The 18,691-nt window shown below is 52.5% G+C and carries 16 protein-coding genes, 1 tRNA gene and 2 pseudogenes; 9 read left to right on the forward strand and 10 right to left on the reverse strand.

The features are described 5' to 3' along the window. From NTH01S_RS11905 to NTH01S_RS11795, 3 genes and pseudogenes are all read left to right on the forward strand, one after another. Positions 1-379: pseudogene (locus tag NTH01S_RS11905) on the forward strand (phosphotransferase enzyme family protein); the annotation flags it as partial. A 10-nt stretch (positions 380-389) separates the two neighbouring features. Further along, positions 390-971 carry a nicotinamide riboside transporter PnuC gene (pnuC, locus tag NTH01S_RS10075; protein ID WP_068173343.1) on the forward strand — a complete coding sequence of 194 codons (582 nt, stop codon included), beginning with the start codon at positions 390-392 and terminating at the stop codon, positions 969-971. 121 nt (positions 972-1,092) lie between these two features. Then, positions 1,093-1,617 carry a contact-dependent growth inhibition system immunity protein gene (locus tag NTH01S_RS11795; RefSeq protein WP_169802069.1) on the forward strand — a complete coding sequence of 175 codons (525 nt, stop codon included), beginning with the start codon at positions 1,093-1,095 and terminating at the stop codon, positions 1,615-1,617. Positions 1,618-1,874: 257 nt separating this feature from the next. Here NTH01S_RS11795 and NTH01S_RS10085 read toward each other — a convergent pair whose 3' ends face one another. The 5 genes and pseudogenes from NTH01S_RS10085 to NTH01S_RS10100 form a co-directional block, all read right to left on the reverse strand. Beyond that, positions 1,875-4,061 carry a pyrroloquinoline quinone-dependent dehydrogenase gene (locus NTH01S_RS10085; protein WP_068173348.1) on the reverse strand — a complete coding sequence of 729 codons (2,187 nt, stop codon included), beginning with the start codon at positions 4,059-4,061 and terminating at the stop codon, positions 1,875-1,877. Further along, the gene (locus NTH01S_RS10090) at positions 4,061-4,462 is read right to left on the reverse strand and encodes a hypothetical protein (RefSeq protein ID WP_068173350.1); all 402 of its coding nucleotides are present in this window, start codon (positions 4,460-4,462) and stop codon (positions 4,061-4,063) included. The genes NTH01S_RS10085 and NTH01S_RS10090 overlap by 1 nt, the downstream gene beginning before the upstream one ends. A 111-nt stretch (positions 4,463-4,573) precedes the next feature. Beyond that, positions 4,574-5,146, reverse strand: coding sequence for a TetR/AcrR family transcriptional regulator (locus NTH01S_RS10095; RefSeq protein WP_068173352.1), 573 nt, complete (start codon positions 5,144-5,146; stop codon positions 4,574-4,576). A 414-nt stretch (positions 5,147-5,560) separates the two neighbouring features. After that, a pseudogene (locus tag NTH01S_RS11635) lies at positions 5,561-6,051 on the reverse strand (IS6 family transposase); the annotation flags it as partial. Between the two features lie 352 nt (positions 6,052-6,403). Beyond that, positions 6,404-6,853 (reverse strand): methylated-DNA--[protein]-cysteine S-methyltransferase, encoded by a 450-nt coding sequence (locus NTH01S_RS10100; protein ID WP_068173354.1) that lies wholly within the window; start codon positions 6,851-6,853, stop codon positions 6,404-6,406. A 565-nt stretch (positions 6,854-7,418) separates the two neighbouring features. Here NTH01S_RS10100 and mnmE point away from each other — a divergent pair. The 6 genes from mnmE to NTH01S_RS10130 all read left to right on the forward strand — a co-directional run bounded on the left by mnmE (position 7,419) and on the right by NTH01S_RS10130 (position 12,986). Next, positions 7,419-8,714 carry a tRNA uridine-5-carboxymethylaminomethyl(34) synthesis GTPase MnmE gene (gene mnmE, locus NTH01S_RS10105; protein WP_068173356.1) on the forward strand — a complete coding sequence of 432 codons (1,296 nt, stop codon included), beginning with the start codon at positions 7,419-7,421 and terminating at the stop codon, positions 8,712-8,714. 3 nt (positions 8,715-8,717) lie between these two features. After that, the gene (gene mnmG, locus NTH01S_RS10110; RefSeq protein ID WP_068173358.1) at positions 8,718-10,574 is read left to right on the forward strand and encodes a tRNA uridine-5-carboxymethylaminomethyl(34) synthesis enzyme MnmG; all 1,857 of its coding nucleotides are present in this window, start codon (positions 8,718-8,720) and stop codon (positions 10,572-10,574) included. After that, entirely contained in the window at positions 10,574-11,158 is a 585-nt protein-coding gene (gene rsmG / locus NTH01S_RS10115; RefSeq protein WP_068173360.1) for a 16S rRNA (guanine(527)-N(7))-methyltransferase RsmG, read from the forward strand. The genes mnmG and rsmG overlap by 1 nt, the downstream gene beginning before the upstream one ends. Beyond that, positions 11,145-11,945 carry a ParA family protein gene (locus tag NTH01S_RS10120; protein WP_068173373.1) on the forward strand — a complete coding sequence of 267 codons (801 nt, stop codon included), beginning with the start codon at positions 11,145-11,147 and terminating at the stop codon, positions 11,943-11,945. Before rsmG ends, NTH01S_RS10120 begins: the two co-directional genes overlap by 14 nt. A gap of 4 nt (positions 11,946-11,949) precedes the next feature. After that, entirely contained in the window at positions 11,950-12,822 is an 873-nt protein-coding gene (locus NTH01S_RS10125) for a ParB/RepB/Spo0J family partition protein (protein WP_068173362.1), read from the forward strand. An 88-nt stretch (positions 12,823-12,910) separates the two neighbouring features. Beyond that, a tRNA-Lys gene (locus tag NTH01S_RS10130) sits at positions 12,911-12,986 on the forward strand. Positions 12,987-13,029: 43 nt separating this feature from the next. On the opposite strand, the gene NTH01S_RS10135 is transcribed toward NTH01S_RS10130, so the two are convergent. The 5 genes from NTH01S_RS10135 to NTH01S_RS10155 all read right to left on the reverse strand — a co-directional run bounded on the left by NTH01S_RS10135 (position 13,030) and on the right by NTH01S_RS10155 (position 18,536). Next, positions 13,030-13,863, reverse strand: coding sequence for a TerB family tellurite resistance protein (locus NTH01S_RS10135; protein WP_068173365.1), 834 nt, complete (start codon positions 13,861-13,863; stop codon positions 13,030-13,032). 25 nt (positions 13,864-13,888) lie between these two features. Next, a complete protein-coding gene (locus NTH01S_RS10140) occupies positions 13,889-14,119 on the reverse strand; it encodes a ribbon-helix-helix domain-containing protein (protein ID WP_068173367.1) in 231 nt (76 codons plus the stop codon). Positions 14,120-14,328: 209 nt separating this feature from the next. Then, the gene (locus tag NTH01S_RS10145) at positions 14,329-14,781 is read right to left on the reverse strand and encodes a hypothetical protein (RefSeq protein ID WP_068173369.1); all 453 of its coding nucleotides are present in this window, start codon (positions 14,779-14,781) and stop codon (positions 14,329-14,331) included. A 286-nt stretch (positions 14,782-15,067) separates the two neighbouring features. Further along, positions 15,068-16,135 (reverse strand): tRNA epoxyqueuosine(34) reductase QueG, encoded by a 1,068-nt coding sequence (gene queG, locus NTH01S_RS10150; RefSeq protein ID WP_068173371.1) that lies wholly within the window; start codon positions 16,133-16,135, stop codon positions 15,068-15,070. A gap of 124 nt (positions 16,136-16,259) precedes the next feature. Further along, entirely contained in the window at positions 16,260-18,536 is a 2,277-nt protein-coding gene (locus NTH01S_RS10155; protein WP_084367306.1) for a TonB-dependent receptor, read from the reverse strand. Positions 18,537-18,691 lie beyond the last annotated feature (155 nt).

Consider the following 18,691-nt stretch of genomic DNA (forward strand, 5'->3'; position numbering starts at 1 on the left):
GGTGCTTGATTTTGGGCTGGCGGATCGGAGTTCGGCCTTTTTGGATGTTGCGGTCGCTTTAGAGCGCAGCATGGTGTCGTGGTTGGATATGGAAGGGGGGCAAGAACCTGTTGCACAATTGGAGCATGTGACGGCGTTTTTGCGGGGATATGCTGGGGTGTCCGGCTGGGGGGATGCGGAGTGTTCGGCTGTAGCGGATGTGCTTCCCATTGCTCATGCTGATTTCTCAGTAAGTGAGATCGATTTTTTTTATGGAATACTGAAGAATATCGATAATGCGAATTTGGCCTATCAAGGGTACCTCTTAGGGCATGCAGATTGGTTTCAGTCATCGGAGGGAAAGAGGCTTTTGCGTCATATACGGCAGGTAAATCTTTAAGGATAACGCTATGTCTTGGTTGGAACTGCTGGGCGTTATCGCGAATGTTTTAGGCGTGTGGTTTACGGTGCGGCGGAGTATGTGGTGCTGGCCTATCGGATTGGTTGGTGTCTTTGTGTATTTCTATCAGTTTTTGTTATGGAAACTGTACAGTGATATGGGGCTGCAAATTTTCTATGCTGTGATGTTGTTTTACGGCTGGTGGGCATGGGCACGTGCGGGGCAGAAAGATGCCGAAGATGGCTTGATGGTGCAGCCAGCGCAGAGGGGGAGGTTTGCGTTGGAAGGCGTTGTGACGCTGCTTCTCTCTTTTATTTTGGGGTATGGATTACGTTTTTATACAGATGACCCGATGCCATGGGGGGATGCTGGGCTGACATGTTTTAGTCTGTTGGCTTCGTTATGGGCAGCGCGGCGCCATTGGGAAAACTGGGCGCTGTGGATTGTGGTGGATACGCTGTATGCGGTAGCCTTTTTTTGGCGGCACGACCTGCTTACCGCAGGGCTGTATGTAATGTTTACCGTTCTTGCAGCTTATGGGATGCGTGATTGGCGGCGTGAGGTGAAGGCTGCTGATGGTGCTAAGGTTTGAGTAATGTATTTGCAAAGAAAAAATTAAATATGTTTTGGGGTATATCATATTTTTTCTATATGTACTGATTCGGTGAATTTTTTATTTATAAAACGCTAAAATTTAAATAATGGAAAATAAAATGACTAAAAGAAAAAGTTCTTTTCTTTATCGTAGTAAAAAATTTTACGCGATAATAAGCTCAGAAATACGGGGAGGGAACAATTTTTCTAGCAATGGATGGGCAATATACACTGATCGAAAGTATGCAACACCTCAATGGATTGGTGAAAACTTTCGACGTGCTTTGCACACAAGCGACGATATGAACGAACACCTTCAGTATCATCCAGAAGATAGAGAAGGCATCACAGAAAAAAGCAACCAAGCTTTTTATGACTTCTGGGAGAAGATCGTCGAGGACTTTCAAATCAAAGATTGGCGGACGGCTGTCATTCGAACAGCTCGTGTATTTTCCAGCTGGGACTATGAAAATACGGATCAAATCGAGCTAACGGCTACACGCGGCAGTGGTGGTGGCCACGGGGCTTGGGATTTGGATAAAAACGATGGAAAGGTTTTTCATGTTTCCATCCATGATACGGATGAAGCGATTGGTGAAGCGGTATTGAAAGCGTTTGATGCGTGCAAACCCAATTATGCCTGAATGTTCGGTGAGTGTCATTCGGACATTCTAAACGTGTATTCTCCCTCTGTTTTTATAAGCATATGCGCTTTCGTGTTGAGGCAAGCGCAACGTGCCTATACTCAAAGTTTTTATTTGATTGAGCGTGTCTCTTGAGGCGAACACATCTTTTGAAGAAGAACCGTTAATCATCGCGCAATGCGGCGAGAATAAATGGATTGTTTGGCCCCTAGATGCCCTGCTCTCTCCGAATGGAGAAAGAGCAGGGCGTTTGACGTTTAGTGTGTTGTTTGCGGCAGGGCGTAGACGACGAGGTCATCTGTGACGGGGGTCATCATGAAGTGATGGCCGCCTGCCATGATGGCGAGGTATTGCCGCCCTTTATATTCATAGGTCATCGGGGTGGCTTGTCCGCCACCGGGGAGGACATCGCTCCAGACGGTTTTGCCTGTTTTCATATCAATGGCGCGGATTTGGTTATCTGTTGCCGCTGCGACGAAGACGAGGCCACCTGCTGTGATGATTGGGCCGCCGTTATTAGGGGTGCCAATCTTGAGGGGCAGGTAGGTGGGGAGGCCAAAGGGGCCGTTGGCGCGTGCGGTGCCGAGTGGTGTTTGCCACAGGACTTTGCGGGTGTGCATGTCGATGGCCGTAATGGCGCCATAGGGTGGTTTGTTGCACATCATGCCAGTGAACTGATCCCAAAATGGCGTGACGACAATGCCGTAAGGTGTATCAGCCTGTGCGCCATTGCCCTCTGCACCGCCAGATTTGGCGTTGAAATAAGGGGAATCAATCGGGCGCATCCCTAATTTATCCGCATGGCGGCGGGTCACTAGCTGGTCATACATGGGGGTATTGTTCCAGTTGGCGATCAGGATGCCGGTTTTGGCATCATAGGCCATGCTGCCCCAGTCAGAACCACCATTATAGCCGGGATATTCAATGGATGGTTTATCAACGCCCGGTGCCGTGAATTCACCCTGATACCGTGCGCGACGGAATTTGATGCGGCAGAAAAGTTGATCAATGGGGGACATGCCCCACATGTCGCTCTCTTTAAGGTCTGGGAAGCCCAGCCGTGGCATGCCGGTTGACCATGGCTGCGTTGGTGCGCGTGGGTCATTGGGGATGTTCCCGGCGGGGGCTGGGCGTTCTTCTACCGGTAGGAGGGGTTTGCCTGTTGCCCGGTCGAGCACGAAGGTTTGGCCGCGTTTGGTCGGGACAATCAGTGCTGGAACAGGGCCGTGCTCGCTTGGGAAGTCAAATTTGGTGACTTGGGAGCCGATATCATAATCCCATACGTCTTTATGGACCGTTTGGAAGACCCAGCGTGGTGAGCCGGTTTTGACGTCAATGGCGACGATGGAGGAAGAAACTGCGTTTTCTTCTGGTGTACGCAGGGCGGAGTAATAATCGGCTGCGGAGTTCCCGGTTGGGACATAGACAAGGCCGAGGGCATTATCACCCGTCATAGCGGCCCATGAATTCGGGGTGCCGCGGCTGTAATGCTGGCCGGGGGCAGGTTGGCTGTGGTCATTGGGGCGGTTGACATCCCACGCCCAGAGGAACTTCCCGCTCTCCGCATCATAACCACGAATGACGCCGGAAGGAGCCCATCGTCTTTGCCCGTCGAGCACTTCTTGGTTGGTGACGATCACGCCGTTCACGATAGGGGGCGGGGCTGTTTCGGACACGAAGCCCGGGACGGATTCACCCATGCCCTGCATGAGGTTGATTTGTCCGTTGAAGCCGAAGGCTTTGCACGCTTGGCCAGTATCGGCATCCACGGAGATCAGGCGTTCATCCAGTGTGGCTTCGACAATGCGATTATGGCAGGGCTGGCCTTCGGGGATAGTGGAGGATGTGTAGTACACCACGCTTTTACAGGCCGCAGTGTAAGGGATGGACTGGAACTTTTCACCCACATTGAAGCGCCAGATTTCACGCCCAGTCGCGGGATCAAGCTTCATCATGTCGTTCATGGCAGAGCACATATAGAGCCCGTCACCCACTTTGATGGGGGTGGTTTCTGCCGCCCATTTATTGGCTTGGCCGGGGGCTGGCTTGCTGCCGGTATGGTAGATGAAGGCGCGTTGTAATTGCCCGACATTGGCCGGGGTAATTTGCGCTAATGGTGAATAGCGTGAGGCATCATCATCTCGCCCATAGGCTGACCAATCTTCTGGAGCAGGGGCGGCGCTTTGTTGGGGGACCATGGCGGGAACGGTCGCCGGGTCCATGGAGGGATCATCTGGCAGGTTGGCTGCGTTTACGCCGGGCGCTTGAGGCGCGTAGGGGGAAGGGGCGTTAAAGGTGGGGTTCAGGGATGGACCGCTCTCTTGAGGGGTATCTCCGGGGATGGAGGATGTGTGCTCTGAGGCGACCTGTGCATAGGCCAGAGGGGTCAAAGCCGTGCAGGCGGCGAGAGAGAGGGCGCTGGCCAAGAAAAGAGATGTGCGCATCAGAATGCTGCTCCTGACTGCGAGGTGGCGTTTGATGCAGTGCGTGTCAGGTCCCGTTTTTTGAGTGTTGGGATGATGAGAAGCACTAAAATGGCGAGGATTGAAGGGCCAAAAAGGCGCGGGAGCAGGCCCCACCCATCAAAGCCGACTTCCCAGAAAGACCAAATAGCTGTGCCGAGCCATGCAAGTAGGTAGGCTGTGGCCCCTAATGTTCGGCCCAGTAGGATTAAAATGCCAGCAATAACAACGACAAGGCCGCATAGGGCATAATACCATGACCCGCCTAGTGAGATGAGGTCTGCCCCCAAAATCACCATAGGAAGGCCGAGAAGGGTGATAACCCCGCCTAAGACAACGGCACACCAGTCACCGGGGCGGCTGGGCCAGCGCATGTTGGACATGAGGACCTCCTGCAATGTGATTCCGTGAGGATGCGGTATCTGGGCGTGTATTTCTAATGATATTTTATAGTGTAACGTTCTTTTGACGTTTTCGTTATAGTCGGCACTCGTTTATTTGAGTGATAGTGTATTTGCCAAAAGTTTCTCTAATAAAATGGGGGTTAGCGGTTGGGGGGTAAGTGCTTGTAACTGCCCGTCAATGGCGAGGATAGCGAGGCCGTGCACTTTTGCCCATGCCGAAGCCATTTGTGCGGCTTTGTCGAGGGGGGATGAAGAGGGAGTGTCCGATGGTAGGTGTGCGAGGCAAGCGAGTGCTTTTTCAGAAGCATTTTTGAGGTCTGGTGTGGTACGATCAACCGAATCGTTACGAAACATCAGTGTAAATAAGCCGGGATTGGCAATGGCAAAGCGTATGTAAGCGAGGCCAATATCACGCATTGTTTTATGTGCTGTGTTGGACATAGCGGCGGTGAGTTCATTGAAACCAATGGCGGCGAGGGCACTCAGTACGCCTGACAGATTTCCAAAATGCGGCGTGGCTGCTGTGGCTGAAACGCCAGCATGGCGTGTGATGGCGCGTAATTTGAGGGCGGCAATGCCGTCTTGTTCAAGGAGTACGCGGGCAGAATGGAGCAGCGTGCTGGGGAGGTCGCCATGATGATAGCGTGGTTTAGTCTCGGTCATGGGGGCATCTTTACAGTGTAAAAATATAAAGACACAAGAGTGCTGGGTGCATATCTTTGTGGTGTAAAGATATGCACTTTTGGAGTGATGCAGCTATTTTGTTGAGGCAGATAAAGTGCTGACGATGTGGCGGAAAACATACTCGTCATGCGTTATATGAGAGCATTATGAGGTGTATGTTTTGGGCTTGTCGATGCTTTTTGGTACCTCAAAATGCGTAAAATTTTATCCTGATTATAGTGGTTATTGAATAGCTTTGCTCTGCGTGTTTAGCGTAGTGGGTCAGTGCCTGATGATACAAAAATTGCCAGTGGATAGGCGGAAGAGCGGGCGTGCTTTCGTGCCATGTGGTCCTGTTGCAAATTTAGGTTCAGGACGCAGATATCCCAGTTCGGGGATGTTGTAGACGTTGTAAATTCCGAACTGTCTTTTGATTAAACGCACTTCTCCCATAATACCTTTTTGGAACTGGAAAAGTTGAGCTTGTCCCTTTTTAGAGCGCGCATGACCTCGAAACTCTTGATCGACGCATAAGAAGTTTTCAGCAGTTTGAAACCACGCACGGGCCTGATCAGTTATTTGAGCTTACCGTGATCGGCCTCGATCACATTGCTCAGATATTTCACCTGCCGGTGCTGCACTGTGCCAAGCAGCTTGCCTCCATGTTTTAGCTCTTTGATCGCTATGCCATGCGTCGGTGCTTTGTCCGTCTTGATTGTATCGGGTTTTTCCCAGTCTTTCAGACCACTTATCGCTTTGCTCAGAAAACGTTTGGCCGCCTTGGCGTTTCAGGCCGGCGATAGGTAGAAATTAATCGTATCACCACCTTTGCCGACAGCCCGATAGAGATACGCCCAGTTCCCTTTGACCTTGATATAAGTCTCATCAACACGCCAACTTCGGGAAAATGCCGCCCCTTGAAATCGCTCATCTGTTATGCCTCTCCCAAAACCGAAAACGGTTTCAGGTAGCAACACCAACTTTGCAACAGGGCCGTTTTTTGCGCCCTGAGTGCTTGAGGTCAGTGCTGCTGATTGCTCTCTAATAATGAGGACAATCAGCTTTAAGGTGCATGAGTGTGTATGACCTTGCGAGAGAGGTCGTCCGTTCAAACAGTGGTGCGCCTGAAGAGCTCTGTGGTGAAAATCGACGGATAAGTATGAGTATCTCTTGTCGTTCTTGCTCTTCAGTGTGCTGTGGAGTGAGGGAAGCGATGGTGATCGTCGGGGATGTTCCAAAAGGGCTCTAGGCCATTCTTTAATCGTCGGGTTGTTCAAGGGTGAGCAGCATGCGTTTATCGTCGATGCCGTTCATGCCGGAATAGCCACCAAGACCTGAGCGGCCGATAATGCGATGGCATGGAATGAGGATGGGGATAGGGTTTGCGCCCGCGGCACCGCCAACTGAGCGTGCTGATCCGCCATATTCGGAGGCAAAATCAGAGTAATAGCGTGTAGTGCCGTAGGGAATATTGAGTAGCCCGGCCCAAATTTTCTTTTGGTAATCTGTTCCGTATGGGGTGAAGGGGAGGTCACTGAAATCAACGGCTTCACGGTCAAAATAGCGCTCTAAACGGTCACGCACGGTGATGAGGAGTGGGGTTTCCTCTTGATCACGGCCCCACCCCCAATCGAGCGCAACGATTTTATGGTCGTCTTCGCTGATGGTGAGTGCGCCGAGGGGGGAGTGGCAGGAAAGTTGAGGCATGGAGAGGGTACTTGTTTCTGTGGAGTTGGTCGTGGGGATTATAAAGGGTGATGGGCTGTTGGTCATCTCCCCTGCGTGAGTAAGGGTGGATTTGGGTATAGGGGTAGCGGAGTGAGGTGTGAGTTTTTCATAAATCATGGCGCCCCGGTGGATGCATCTTAACATAGAGAGCGTTGGGCTAAGGAACCATGACCTATAAAGCGCAGTCGTTTTACGGAAGAGCCGATATATAAAGGCTCTGTATGTGTAGGAGGTGGTGTAGAAAGTGCCATCCCATCAATCACGCCCTATTATAAGGGCAGTCTCTGGGTGTCTTTTTGATGGAATAAAATCTTTAAAATCATGCCGGGTTACGGGCCTGCGCCTATTAATAGATGTAGGTTTTGCGATGCTTTTGTCTAAAAAAGAAAATCTCAATTTATACGCGTTGTCTTGGTCACGCATGACCAATCATACGATGGCAGATAATGCTTTGGCGGGCATGGGGCAGGCAGGGGTATAAAATATCTCTGTTGAGGTGAGGGTTTTGGTTTTCCCTTGGGCGCAGGTGCATTAGAGAACGCGTATGGCTAATCCAAATTTCAACGATTCTGATGTGATTTTTGCACTCGCGACCGGCGCAGGGCGTGGGGCGATTGCGGTGATGCGCGCCAGTGGCTCGGGTAGTGACCACGTTTTGTCCGCTTTGGCGGGTGGCTTGCCAGAAGCACGGCGGGCGAGTTTGCGCCGGTTGAAGCATGAAGGCGATGTGTTGGATGAGGCGGTGGTTCTGCGTTTCCCGGGGCCAGGGTCCTACACGGGAGAGGATGGGTTTGAACTGCATTTGCATGCGGGGCCAGCTATTGTGGCGCGTGTTGCGGATGCGCTGACGGCATTGGGCGCGCGCCCTGCGGAACCAGGCGAGTTTACACGGCGTGCGGTGCAAAATGGCCGTATGGATCTTTTGCAGGCTGAGGCGATTTCTGACTTGGTCGAAGCGGAGACGGAGAGCCAGCGTCGTCAGGCTTTGCGACAAGCGGATGGAGCGTTGAGCCAGCTTTATGATGGTTGGGCTGAGCAGTTACGGATTGTGGTTGCGCATCAGGAGGCTTTGATTGATTTCCCGGACGAAGATTTGCCGGAGAGTGTGGAAGAGGGTCTGCTCAACACGATCAATGCGCTGCATACGGAGATGAGCGCGCATTTGCAGGATCACCGTGGGGAGTTGATGCGTGCCGGGATTACGGTCGTCATCGCGGGGGCGCCGAATGTTGGGAAATCCAGTTTGCTTAATGCATTGTCTGGGATGGATGCGGCGATTGTGACGCATCGTGCGGGGACGACGCGGGATGCTATTGCGTTGGATTGGGTTCTTGATGGTGTGAAGTTGCGCTTGGTTGATACGGCGGGTCTGCGGGAAACGGATGATGAAATTGAGGCCGAGGGGATCCGGCGTGCATTGTTTCACGTGAAACAGGCCGATATCGTTTTGCACCTGAGTGGACCGGAAGATGATGTTGAGGCATTGAGTGCAGATGAAATTGCCGTGCGAACGAAAATCGACATCGCGCCAGCTCCTGATGGCATGCTAGGGATCAGCACAAAGACGGCGGCGGGGCTTTCAATGTTGCGTACTGTTTTGAGTGAGCGTGTGGCGGCCTTGACAGCGGGCGCTGCGGCACCACCTCTAACGCGCGCACGGCACCGTGCTGGAATACAAGAGGCCGCGCAGTATTTGGCTCGTGCATTAGATGCAGACTGGCCGGAATTGCGTGGTGAAGAATTACGTCTGGCATTACGTTCTTTAGGGCGTTTGACGGGCCATGTGGATGTCGAATCACTGCTCGATGCAATTTTCGGGCAGTTTTGTATCGGGAAGTGACGTTTGACGGATTTTGATGTCATCGTAATCGGTGGTGGTCATGCTGGGTGTGAGGCCGCCGCGTCTGCTGCGCGCTATGGTGCGCGGACGGTGTTGTTGACGCATCGTTTAGAGACGGTTGGTGCCATGTCCTGTAATCCTGCGATTGGTGGGATTGGTAAGGGCCATCTGGTGCGTGAGATTGATGCGCTGGACGGCTTGATGGGTAAGGCGGCAGACCGGGCCGGTATTCACTTTAAACTGTTGAACCGCTCGAAGGGGCCAGCAGTGCAGGGGCCGCGCGCGCAGGCTGACCGTTCTTTGTATCGCACGGCGATTCAGGAGTTATTGGCTGAGACATCTGGTTTGCAGATCATTGAAGGGGCTGTGGCGGATGTCACGGTCGATGATGGTCGTGTGACGGGTGTGGTCTGTGAAGATGGACGTGTGTTCCGTGCACCATCCGTTGTGTTGACCAGCGGTACGTTTTTGCGCGGCGTGATTCATATTGGTCATAGCGCGCAGGCGGCAGGGCGTATTGGTGAAGAGCCTGCAACCATTTTGGGTGAGCGTTTAGAGAAGCTCGGCCTGATGATGGGGCGTTTGAAAACGGGAACGCCACCACGGATTGCACGCGATAGTATCGCGTGGGATGAATTGGATGAAGATAAGGGCGATGCGGTTCCAGAACCATTTAGTGTTCTAACGAAGGGTATTACGAACCCTCAGTTGTCGTGTCGTATTAGTCAGACGACGGAAAAGACGCATCAGGTTATCCGCGATAACCTGCATTTATCGGCAATGTATGGTGGGGCGATTGCGGGGCGTGGTCCGCGTTATTGTCCGTCTATCGAAGATAAGATTGTGCGTTTTGCTGAGCGTAATGCCCATCAAGTCTTCTTAGAGCCAGAGGCACTGCCGGGGAATCCGGGTGGAGATTTGGTGTATCCGAACGGGATTAGCACCAGCCTCCCGGCGGATGTGCAGGCGCAGATGATTGCGACCATGCCGGGGTTGGAGAATGCGCGTATTGTGACGGCAGGTTATGCTGTTGAATATGACTATGTTGATCCCCGTGAGCTTTTGCCGACTTTGGAAGTGCGGCGTTTGCCCGGTTTGTATCTGGCGGGACAGATTAATGGCACGACGGGGTATGAAGAAGCGGGTGCGCAAGGTCTTTTGGCCGGGTTGAATGCAGCTCGTGCGGCCGGTGGTAGTGATGCTTTTGTGTTGGACCGCAGTGAAGCCTATTTGGGCGTCATGGTGGATGATCTGACGTTGCATGGCATTAGTGAGCCGTATCGGATGTTCACGTCTCGGGCGGAGTATCGTTTGAGTTTGCGCGCGGATAATGCGGATATTCGTCTGACCCCGAAGGGGATTGCGGCGGGGTGTGTTGGCACTGAGCGCCAAGCGGCACATGAGGCGTTATTGGCTGATATTGGTGCGGCATCAGCCAAGGCGACGGAAGCAAGTTTCTTGCCGCAGCAATTGCGTGATGCAGGGCTTGAAGTGTCTTTGGATGGTCGCCGCCGTTCGTTGCATGACGTGTTGGCAGCGCAGGGCTCGAAAGCAGACTTGCAAAGTTTGGCACCGTGGTTTTTGGAGTTGTCCCCCCGTGTGAAGCGCCATTTGGAAACAGAAGCGCGTTATGGTGGGTATTTGCAGCGGCAAGAGCGTGAAATTCGTCAATTAGCTGCTGAAACAGCCATTACGTTGCCGGTTGATTTGGACTATTACAGCGTTGGTGGCTTAAGTAATGAGATGCAGGAACGTTTAGCGGCGGCTAAACCGACCAGCTTCGCAGCAGCTCAACGTGTCCGAGGTGTAACGCCTGCGGCGCTGGTTGCCTTGTTGGCGCATCTGAAGGGGGCGGCGTGATGGTTGAAGTTTCACGTGAAACACAGGAGAAGTTGGAGCGTTTTGCTGCGCTTTTGACGCAGTGGAATGCACGCATTAATCTTGTGAGCCCGCGTGACCTTGTCCATTTATGGCCGCGTCATATTGAAGATAGTTTGCAGCTGGCGGCTCTTGTGCCGGAAAATGCACGTATTACCGATCTTGGTTCGGGCGGTGGGTTCCCTGGTATTATCCTAGCGATTGCTACCGGGCTTCCTGTGACATTGGTTGAATCAGATCAGCGTAAATGTGCGTTTCTGCGTGAAGCTGCGCGGGAATGTGGTGTTAAGGTGCAGGTCGTTGCGAAGCGTATCGAGACGGTATCTTTGGAGCCGGCCGATGTTGTGACGGCCCGAGCGTTAGCACCGATGGAGCGTTTGCTCGGCTGGGCGCGTCCACTCTTGAAGCCAGAAGGTTTTTGTCTTTTTCTGAAGGGTGCGAAAGCGCCAGAGGAACTGACCGAAGCACAGCGGGACTGGCATCTCTCCACTGAGATTTTTAATAGCCGCACTGCCGAAGGCGGCGTCATCATCAAGGTTTGTGATTTTCAGCGTGTCACTCGATAAGCAATCAACAACCCCCCGTATCATTGCAATCACCAATCAGAAGGGTGGCGTTGGTAAAACGACGACGGCCATCAATCTGGCTGCTGCTTTAGCCGAAAAGCAGCGTGTTTTATTGGTTGACCTTGACCCACAAGGCAATGCCTCCACCGGTCTTGGGGTGGAGTATGATCAACGCTCAACAGGCACTTATGCTGCGTTGACGTGTGAAGCAGAGCCTCAAGACTTGCCGCAGGAAACGGCTCTGCCGAACCTGTCGATCATCACAGCGAATAGTGATTTGGCGGGTGCTGAGATCGAGCTCATTGGCGATGAGCGTCGGGAGTATCGTCTGCGGGATGCGTTGCATGCATTGGGTGGGCAGTATGATACTGTTCTGATCGATTGTCCGCCAAGTTTGGGGCTGCTTACGCTCAATGCGTTGGTTGCGTCGGACAGTGTTTTGGTGCCGTTGCAGTGTGAGTTCTTCGCACTGGAAGGGATCAGCCAGTTGGTGAAAACGGTGGATCGTGTGCGCCGTGCGTTCAATGCGGACCTTCAATTAGAAGGTATTGTCTTGACCATGTATGACCGCCGGAACAATCTCTCTGAATTGGTTGCGCAGGATGCGCGCGGCTTCTTTGGAGATAAGGTTTATGAGACGTTGATCCCACGGAATATCCGCATATCAGAAGCGCAGAGTCATGGGACAACAGTTCTGAATTATGATGCCCGTTCGACGGGGGCTGCGGCGTATCGTGCGCTGGGTCAGGAATTGATTCAGCGTCATGAAGCGCGAGTAAAGGCATAACGCGATGGCAAAAAAAGACACCATGCCGCGCTTAGGGCGTGGTCTTGCGGCATTGCTTGGGGAGCAGGCTCCTCAATTGGCGCAGGCAACGCGTACGGGCGGGGTAAGCCACTCTTATAGTTCTTTGTCGGTTGATGTTCTGGCGCCAAGCCCGTTCCAGCCGCGCAAGGATATGAACCCGGCACGGCTGGAAGAGCTGGCGGTATCGATCCGTTCGCGTGGGGTGTTACAGCCATTATTGGTGCGGCCTAATCCTGAGAAGGATGGGCATTATCAGATCATCGCGGGTGAGCGGCGCTGGCGTGCCGCTCAGCAGGCGGGGCTGCATGATGTGCCGGTTCATATTCGTGAGCTTGATGATATGGATGCCATGGCTGCGGCTTTGGTAGAAAATCTTCAGCGTGCTGATCTGAACCCCATCGAAGAAGCGGAAGGTTTACAGCGCCTTTTGACGGATTATGTTCTGACACAAGAAGAACTGGCGGGGGCTGTTGGCAAGTCTCGTCCGCATATTGCGAACATGCTCCGTTTGCTGAAGTTGCCGCAGGAAGTGCGCCATCATGTCCGTGAAGGACGTTTGAGTGCGGGGCATGCGCGGGCGTTATTAGCGCATCCAAAGCCAGAAGAAGTGGCGCAGGTTGTGTTGGATAAGCAGTTAAATGTGCGGCAGACGGAAGCGTTGGTCGCTGCGAAGGATGTTGAGTCGGTTATTCCGAAAGAGCGAGACTTAGAGATCGTTCGTTTGGAAGAGAGTTTGGCGACGCGTTTGGGGTTGAAGGTTGATATCGCGTATGATGGGAAGAAGGGTGGCTCTTTGAAGATTAGCTATCGTTCTTTGGAGCAATTTGAGGCCCTGATGCGCTTGCTGAACGCGTAAGGCATTTTTTGTAAGAAAATTGAAAAAAAACACTTGCCTTCTGGTGTAAGAATCACTTATAAGCCCTCTCACCGGAAGGCAACACCTTGGGCACATAGCTCAGTTGGTAGAGCAGCTGACTCTTAATCAGCGGGTCCAAGGTTCGAGCCCTTGTGTGCCCACCAAGTTGTTGCCTCCGGTCTTTCCCTTATAATTAGAAATTATGCTTTAGAGCTGACGATCTCGCTTGATTTGGTCCCATGCGGCATTGATCTGCGCGACGCGGTCTTGTGCTTTTTTGCGTTGTGCATCGGTCATAGGTTTTTGTGCGAGCACATCTGGGTGATGTTCGCGGATGAGTTTGCGCCATTGTTGCCGTACGTCTTGATCGCTGGCGGAGCGTGATAAGCCGAGGATGCGGTAAGCATCAAAGCCATTGCTATTGGGTTGGGCGCGTGTTTGCCCGCTTTCAGCGCGTTCCCATGCGCTGGCCGAGAGGCCGAAGGCGGCGTGAACACGTTTGAGGAAATCAATCTCTTTAGGGTGTAGGATTTGTGTTTTTCCAGCATCTGCCCGTGCGATGCGGAAGAGTGCTGTTAAGAGATGCTCGAGCGGTGTTTTGTCTTGCGTATAGGCTTTGCCCATTTCGCGCGCGTACATTTCAAAGTCATCCGTGCGATCACGGGCGCGGTCAAAGAGCATGCCGACTTCGCGGACGTTGTCCGGCGGGAACTGGAAGCAGGTCTTAAAAGCGTTGATTTCTGCGCGATTTACGGGAGCGTCAATCTTGGCCAGTTTGGCGCAGAGTGCGACGAGGCCGATGGCATAGAGCTGATCATTTTTTCCGAGTGCTGCGGCGATTTTGGCTGCGGCAAAGAAGGCTGCGCTGTTAGGGTCTGGCCGCCCTTTGGCAGCGAAGCGTTCGCTAAATCCGCCGCTTTTAGGGTTAAGCAGGGAACCGCTATCGGCGGCATGGCCGAGGGCGCCTCCCATTAAAGCACCAAATGGCCCGCCGACAGCGAACCCAGCTACACTTCCGAAAAGTTTGCCCCAAACACTCATAGAGTTAGCCTAGCATGCAATGGCGTTACAGCAAATCAACCTGTTGAGGGGTGCGCCATAGAAGGGCGGCGACCCGTAAGGCGGAGGCTAATGGCCGTTCCGGTGTGCGTTGTGCGTCGATCTCAGCCACGAGAGCTGTGAAGCTTAAACGGCGTGATGCTGCGATTTGGTCCAAAACATACCAGAACTCGGGCTCTAGAGCGACAGAGGTGCGGTGTCCGGTGAGGGAGAGGCTACGTTTTACCAAGAGGCTCATGGGGGGTCCTGTGGGGAGCAATGGGAGATAGGTTTTTGAAAGTGTTTTTATGTTATGAGGTTGAGTAGTTCTTTTTTAGAAAAAAGAACCAAAAAACTTTTATTCAGGGGGGGGGCAAGAAGAGGTTATTCTGTGGATAGGGCGTTAAACAATAAAAAACGACGATGCTGAGTATAAACCTTACTGATCGGTCTTTGGTGTGGAATATATTAATGCTTAGGCTTTTCAGTGTTCAATATCGTTGCGATTGTCTCTTCAAGAGAGTGTAAGAAGTGTGTGACCGTGGGGAAATCTGTTTTTGGGTCATTATTAAAGTCCATTAAGCGGTGATCATACTGATTGTTAGGTGCAAATTTCTTATCGATTAGAAATCGAGCTTGCTGCATGACGGCTGATCTATGAGAAAATGGAATGTTTAAGTCTGCTGAAGATTTTTCCAATGCGCAATAAATGCTGAATGTTTTTTCAGACGGTGGGCAAATTCTATCGTCGGCCTTATTCCACTTCTTCTCAGAAGACAGAATATCTTCAGCATGACGTGCAATGAGCAAGTCGTTTTGAGATACGGTTGGATTGACTTCTGAGTCATCGGCTTGGGCTATGGGCCACCCTAAGAGGAGAGCAAAGACTGGGACGAGAAAAGCTCTTTTGTGAAATATCATTTTTATAGCTCTTGCTAAAATAACCGACTGACCTCACTCACCATTTGGTACACTGTTTTGAGGCTGGTAGGGAGATATTCTTCTTAGAGTATTATGTAAGTCAAACCTCTCTCTACTCGACAAAAAGTCACTTAATTTCCTTCTGGTTTTTGGGGGAGATCCGTGTGGCTCTGTGGCAAGGTTTTATTGCCCGCGGAGAATTGCTTTGGGTTTTAAGTGAGGGTGATCTGATGTGACCTTGCTTGCCGTGCGTTGGTATTGGAAGCGCAAAGGATTATCGTGTCGCTCATGGGGCTGCGGTGAGGCGCGTTGCGGCCCATGTGGCTGTTTCCGCGATATCTGGGTCTGGGTCCGTGCATAAGGCTTGAGCGGTGGGGATAAGGCGTTGATCGGCGGAATTGCCGATGGCGATGAGGACGTTGCGTACGAAGCGATTGCGCCCGATGCGCTTGATGGGGGAGCCACTGAAGAGGCGCCGGAAGGCAGGGTCATCAAGGGCGGCGAGTTCGGCCAGTTTGGGGGCGGTGAGGTCTTCACGGGCTTGGAGTTTGATGTGGTGCCCCGTTTCAGCGAAGCGGTTCCAGGGGCAGGCAGATAAGCAATCATCGCAGCCATAAATACGGTTCCCCATGAGGGGACGTAAATCGTGCGGGATAGGGCCTTTATGTTCAATGGTGAGGTAGGAGATGCAGCGGCGTGCATCCATGCGGTAGGGGCCGATAAACGCGTTTGTGGGGCATGCTGTGAGGCAGCGGGAGCAACTACCGCAACCGCCGCCTTGTGGGCGTGAGGGCGTGAGATCGAGTGTTGTGTAGATCTCTCCTAAGAGCATCCATGAGCCATGTGTGCGCGAGACGAGGCAGGTATGTTTTCCTTGCCAGCCAAGATGGGCTTTTTCCGCGAGGGCGCGTTCGGAGACGGGGGCAGTATCGACAAAGACTTTGACCTGCGTACCGTCTCCTCCCATGCGGACCATGAATTGCGCGAGGTGTTTGAGCATTCCCTTGATGACGTCGTGATAATCCCGGTTGCGGGCATAGACGGAGATGAGGCCTTGATCTGTTTTGGAGAGGGCTTCACGGGGGTCATGATCGGGGGCGTAAGACAGGCCGAGGGAGACGACGGAGCGGACGTCTGGCCATAAAACGGTGGGCTGTGCGCGTTGTTCGATGCGCGTTTCCATCCACTCCATGGTGCCGTGATGCCCTGCGCCGACAAAGGCTTTGAGGCCTTCTTCGATGGAGGGGTCGAGGCTGGCTTGGCAGAAGCCTATGGCGTCAAACCCAAGATGTTGGGCGTGTTCCGCGATACGGTCTTCAAGGCTGTGTTTGGAGGATAGCGAAGGCTGGCTCATGGGCGCGTATGTTACTGAAACTGGCCCGTGGATGCATCAGAGGAATGGAGGTGTAGAAAGTCGCTCTTTAAAAGAGGGAGCGATATGGACTCATCATGAGCCCATACCGTCAGGATATGAGATATTAGAAGCGTGTATGAGCGCTGATGCCAATGATGCGCGGATCATTGTACACGCCGGCCATATAGTTATCGATCACGCCTTTGAGGTTTTTGTTGTTGGTGATGTTACGAACGAACACGGCCATTTCATATTTTTTCCATGAATAACCGAGTTTCATACCACCTTCAAAGTTGCCGTTTGAGGTGAACTCTTTGGTCTTATAAGGCACGAAGCTTGTATAGCCTTGGACGTTCCAATCTGTGGCCCAGAAGGCATCGCCATGACCAATGGGGAGGTCATAACGTGCGGTGAAGTTCAGGTTATAACGTGGTGCATTGGGGAGTGGGTTGCCGTTGATTTGTGCAAAGGTTGAGCCGCGCACGTTGATTGTTGGGTTTTCAACCGTACAGACGACAGCGCCATTGAGAGCGCAGACTTGGGCGTAAACGCGTTTATCGTCAATTTCTGTGTGTAAGAGGCTGACACCGGCGGTTAGCAGAAGGTTGGAGATGGGGCGGAGTTCGGCTTCACTTTCCATACCCCAGCCGCGAGCTTTATTGGCGTTAAAGAGGACGCCGTTGCCGTTACTGTCATTGCCGTTGAGTTGGATGTTATCCACGACGTAGTAGAAGCCGTCTGTGTTCAGACGGAGGCGGTTATTCCAGAGCTGTGTTTTTAAGCCAGCTTCATAGGATGTGTTTGTTTCCGCATTGGCTGTTGTGAAATCTGCATTGAAAACGGCGGAGCGGCCTTGAATGGTGGGACCACGGAAACCGCGTGCAATGCGTGCGTAAGCGTTAACGTTGGATGTGAGTTGGTAAAGGGCGCTGACATCCCAGCTTGGTTTTGTTGCAGACAGGCGGACATAGCGGCGGCCTGTATAGGTTGCGACATTGGCAATGGTATTAGCTGTGTGCAGCAGCCATGTGTTTTTTGTATCATTTGTCAGGCGTACGCCGCCGGTTAGGGTTAGGCGCTTGGTTAATTGGTAGCTGCTTTGTCCGAAAATACCCCATGATGTGTTTACGTCATGCAGGAGTACCCAATTATTGGGGTTATGCGCGGCAGTGTTGAGGAAGAAGGCGCGTTGATCGAACTCTGTATTGTCATGTGAGTTAAAATACAGACCACCAATTTGCCATTTCCAGCGGCCTTTATCGTTATTTGCGAGGCGGAGTTCTTCGGTCACTTGATCAAGTCCGCGCAGTCTTCCGCGGGAGAGGCCGTATCCGTTCGGTACGCCGCGCACGGGGTAATTTGCAGCTGCGCCGCCATCGGTGTCACCCAAGCTCCAGCCGTGACTGGTTTCATAGGCGGTAATGGATGTTAACTTTACACTGTTAAGATCGTAGGCTGCATTAATGGAGCCGCCATAGGTGTGGTACGATTGGGGATTGTTTTGCCCTTCATCGTACTGAACGCTGTTGCGGTGAAAATCCTGCGGAACAGCGTTGGTGCCTTTTTGAATGGACTGGCGGTAAAACAGCGTAGAAGTGCCATCATAATCGCGGGCGTGGCCTGAAGCGAGGATGGAAAGGCGGGCTGTTGGTGTGAAGAGAAATTGCAGCCGTGCGTCACGCTCATCAAAGCCGCCGAGAGCGTTTTTGCGTGGGGTGGCTGTGCCATCATCGGAGGGGCCAGCGAAGCGGTTATCGACCCAGTTATCGCGGTGTTGAAAGAGGCCAGAGAGGCGGAAAGAAAGGACATTCGCGAGGAGGGGGCCGCCAAAGCCGAGATCCATATTGGTGGTGTTGTAGCTGCCGTAAGAGACATCGGCGCGGCCACGGAAGTCGTTCGTTGGCTTGTAGGAATCGAAGCGAATAGTGCCGGCGGTTGTGTTGCGTCCGAACAGGGAGCCTTGTGGGCCGCGTAGTACTTCGACTTGTTGAATATCGAAGGCTGGATTGGATTTGAGGACAACATGTTCCAGTACGACATCATCTTGAATGATGGAAACGGGCTGGGATGCGCCGAGGTAAAAGTCGTTATTGCCGAGGCCGCGAATATAGAAGCGTGGGAAGATGCGCCCGGTTGTGGATTCAACGTAAAGGCTAGGGCTGCGGCCGGAGAGGGAGAGTAATGTGTCGGACCCGTCTGCTTGGAACATCCGCAGGGTATTGCCGTTGATGACGCTGGTTGAAATGGGGAGTTTTTGCAGATTTTCTTTGCGGTGTTCTGCGGTGACAATCACATTTTCAAGTGTTCCGTGGGGTTCGGGAGTATTCTTTGTTTGTGCATGGAGGCTGAGTGGTAGTGCTATGCACAGTAAGAGTGGCGAAATAGTTTTATGGTTTTTCACCCTGGGGGCCTTTTTCTAAAAGTGAAGCATCAATGCTCTCGGCCTGTCAGGTAGTCTGGTGGAAACATTAAGTCTTGTTAATTTTAAATGACGTTTTAGGGTGGCGAGGAAATGGGGTTTATAAGGGAGGGGTTATAATCCCTCCCTTAGGGGGG

It is taken from the genome of Neokomagataea thailandica NBRC 106555 (genome assembly GCF_001598495.1).
GTDB lineage: Bacteria > Pseudomonadota > Alphaproteobacteria > Acetobacterales > Acetobacteraceae > Gluconobacter > Gluconobacter thailandicus_A.

Bases quoted from the DNA above. Each gene is read 5' to 3' on its own strand.
- NTH01S_RS10145 (WP_068173369.1), bottom strand. From the start codon at position 14,781: ATGATATTTCACAAAAGAGCTTTTCTCGTCCCAGTCTTTGCTCTCCTC.
- NTH01S_RS10100 (WP_068173354.1), bottom strand. From the start codon at position 6,853: ATGCCTCAACTTTCCTGCCACTCCCCCCTCGGCGCACTCACCATCAGC.
- NTH01S_RS10125 (WP_068173362.1), top strand. From the start codon at position 11,950: ATGGCAAAAAAAGACACCATGCCGCGCTTAGGGCGTGGTCTTGCGGCA.
- queG (WP_068173371.1), bottom strand. From the start codon at position 16,135: ATGAGCCAGCCTTCGCTATCCTCCAAACACAGCCTTGAAGACCGTATC.
- NTH01S_RS11795 (WP_169802069.1), top strand. From the start codon at position 1,093: ATGACTAAAAGAAAAAGTTCTTTTCTTTATCGTAGTAAAAAATTTTAC.
- NTH01S_RS10140 (WP_068173367.1), bottom strand. From the start codon at position 14,119: ATGAGCCTCTTGGTAAAACGTAGCCTCTCCCTCACCGGACACCGCACC.
- NTH01S_RS10135 (WP_068173365.1), bottom strand. From the start codon at position 13,863: ATGAGTGTTTGGGGCAAACTTTTCGGAAGTGTAGCTGGGTTCGCTGTC.
- mnmE (WP_068173356.1), top strand. From the start codon at position 7,419: ATGGCTAATCCAAATTTCAACGATTCTGATGTGATTTTTGCACTCGCG.
- NTH01S_RS10095 (WP_068173352.1), bottom strand. From the start codon at position 5,146: ATGACCGAGACTAAACCACGCTATCATCATGGCGACCTCCCCAGCACG.
- NTH01S_RS10090 (WP_068173350.1), bottom strand. From the start codon at position 4,462: ATGTCCAACATGCGCTGGCCCAGCCGCCCCGGTGACTGGTGTGCCGTT.
- NTH01S_RS10085 (WP_068173348.1), bottom strand. From the start codon at position 4,061: ATGCGCACATCTCTTTTCTTGGCCAGCGCCCTCTCTCTCGCCGCCTGC.
- rsmG (WP_068173360.1), top strand. From the start codon at position 10,574: ATGGTTGAAGTTTCACGTGAAACACAGGAGAAGTTGGAGCGTTTTGCT.
- pnuC (WP_068173343.1), top strand. From the start codon at position 390: ATGTCTTGGTTGGAACTGCTGGGCGTTATCGCGAATGTTTTAGGCGTG.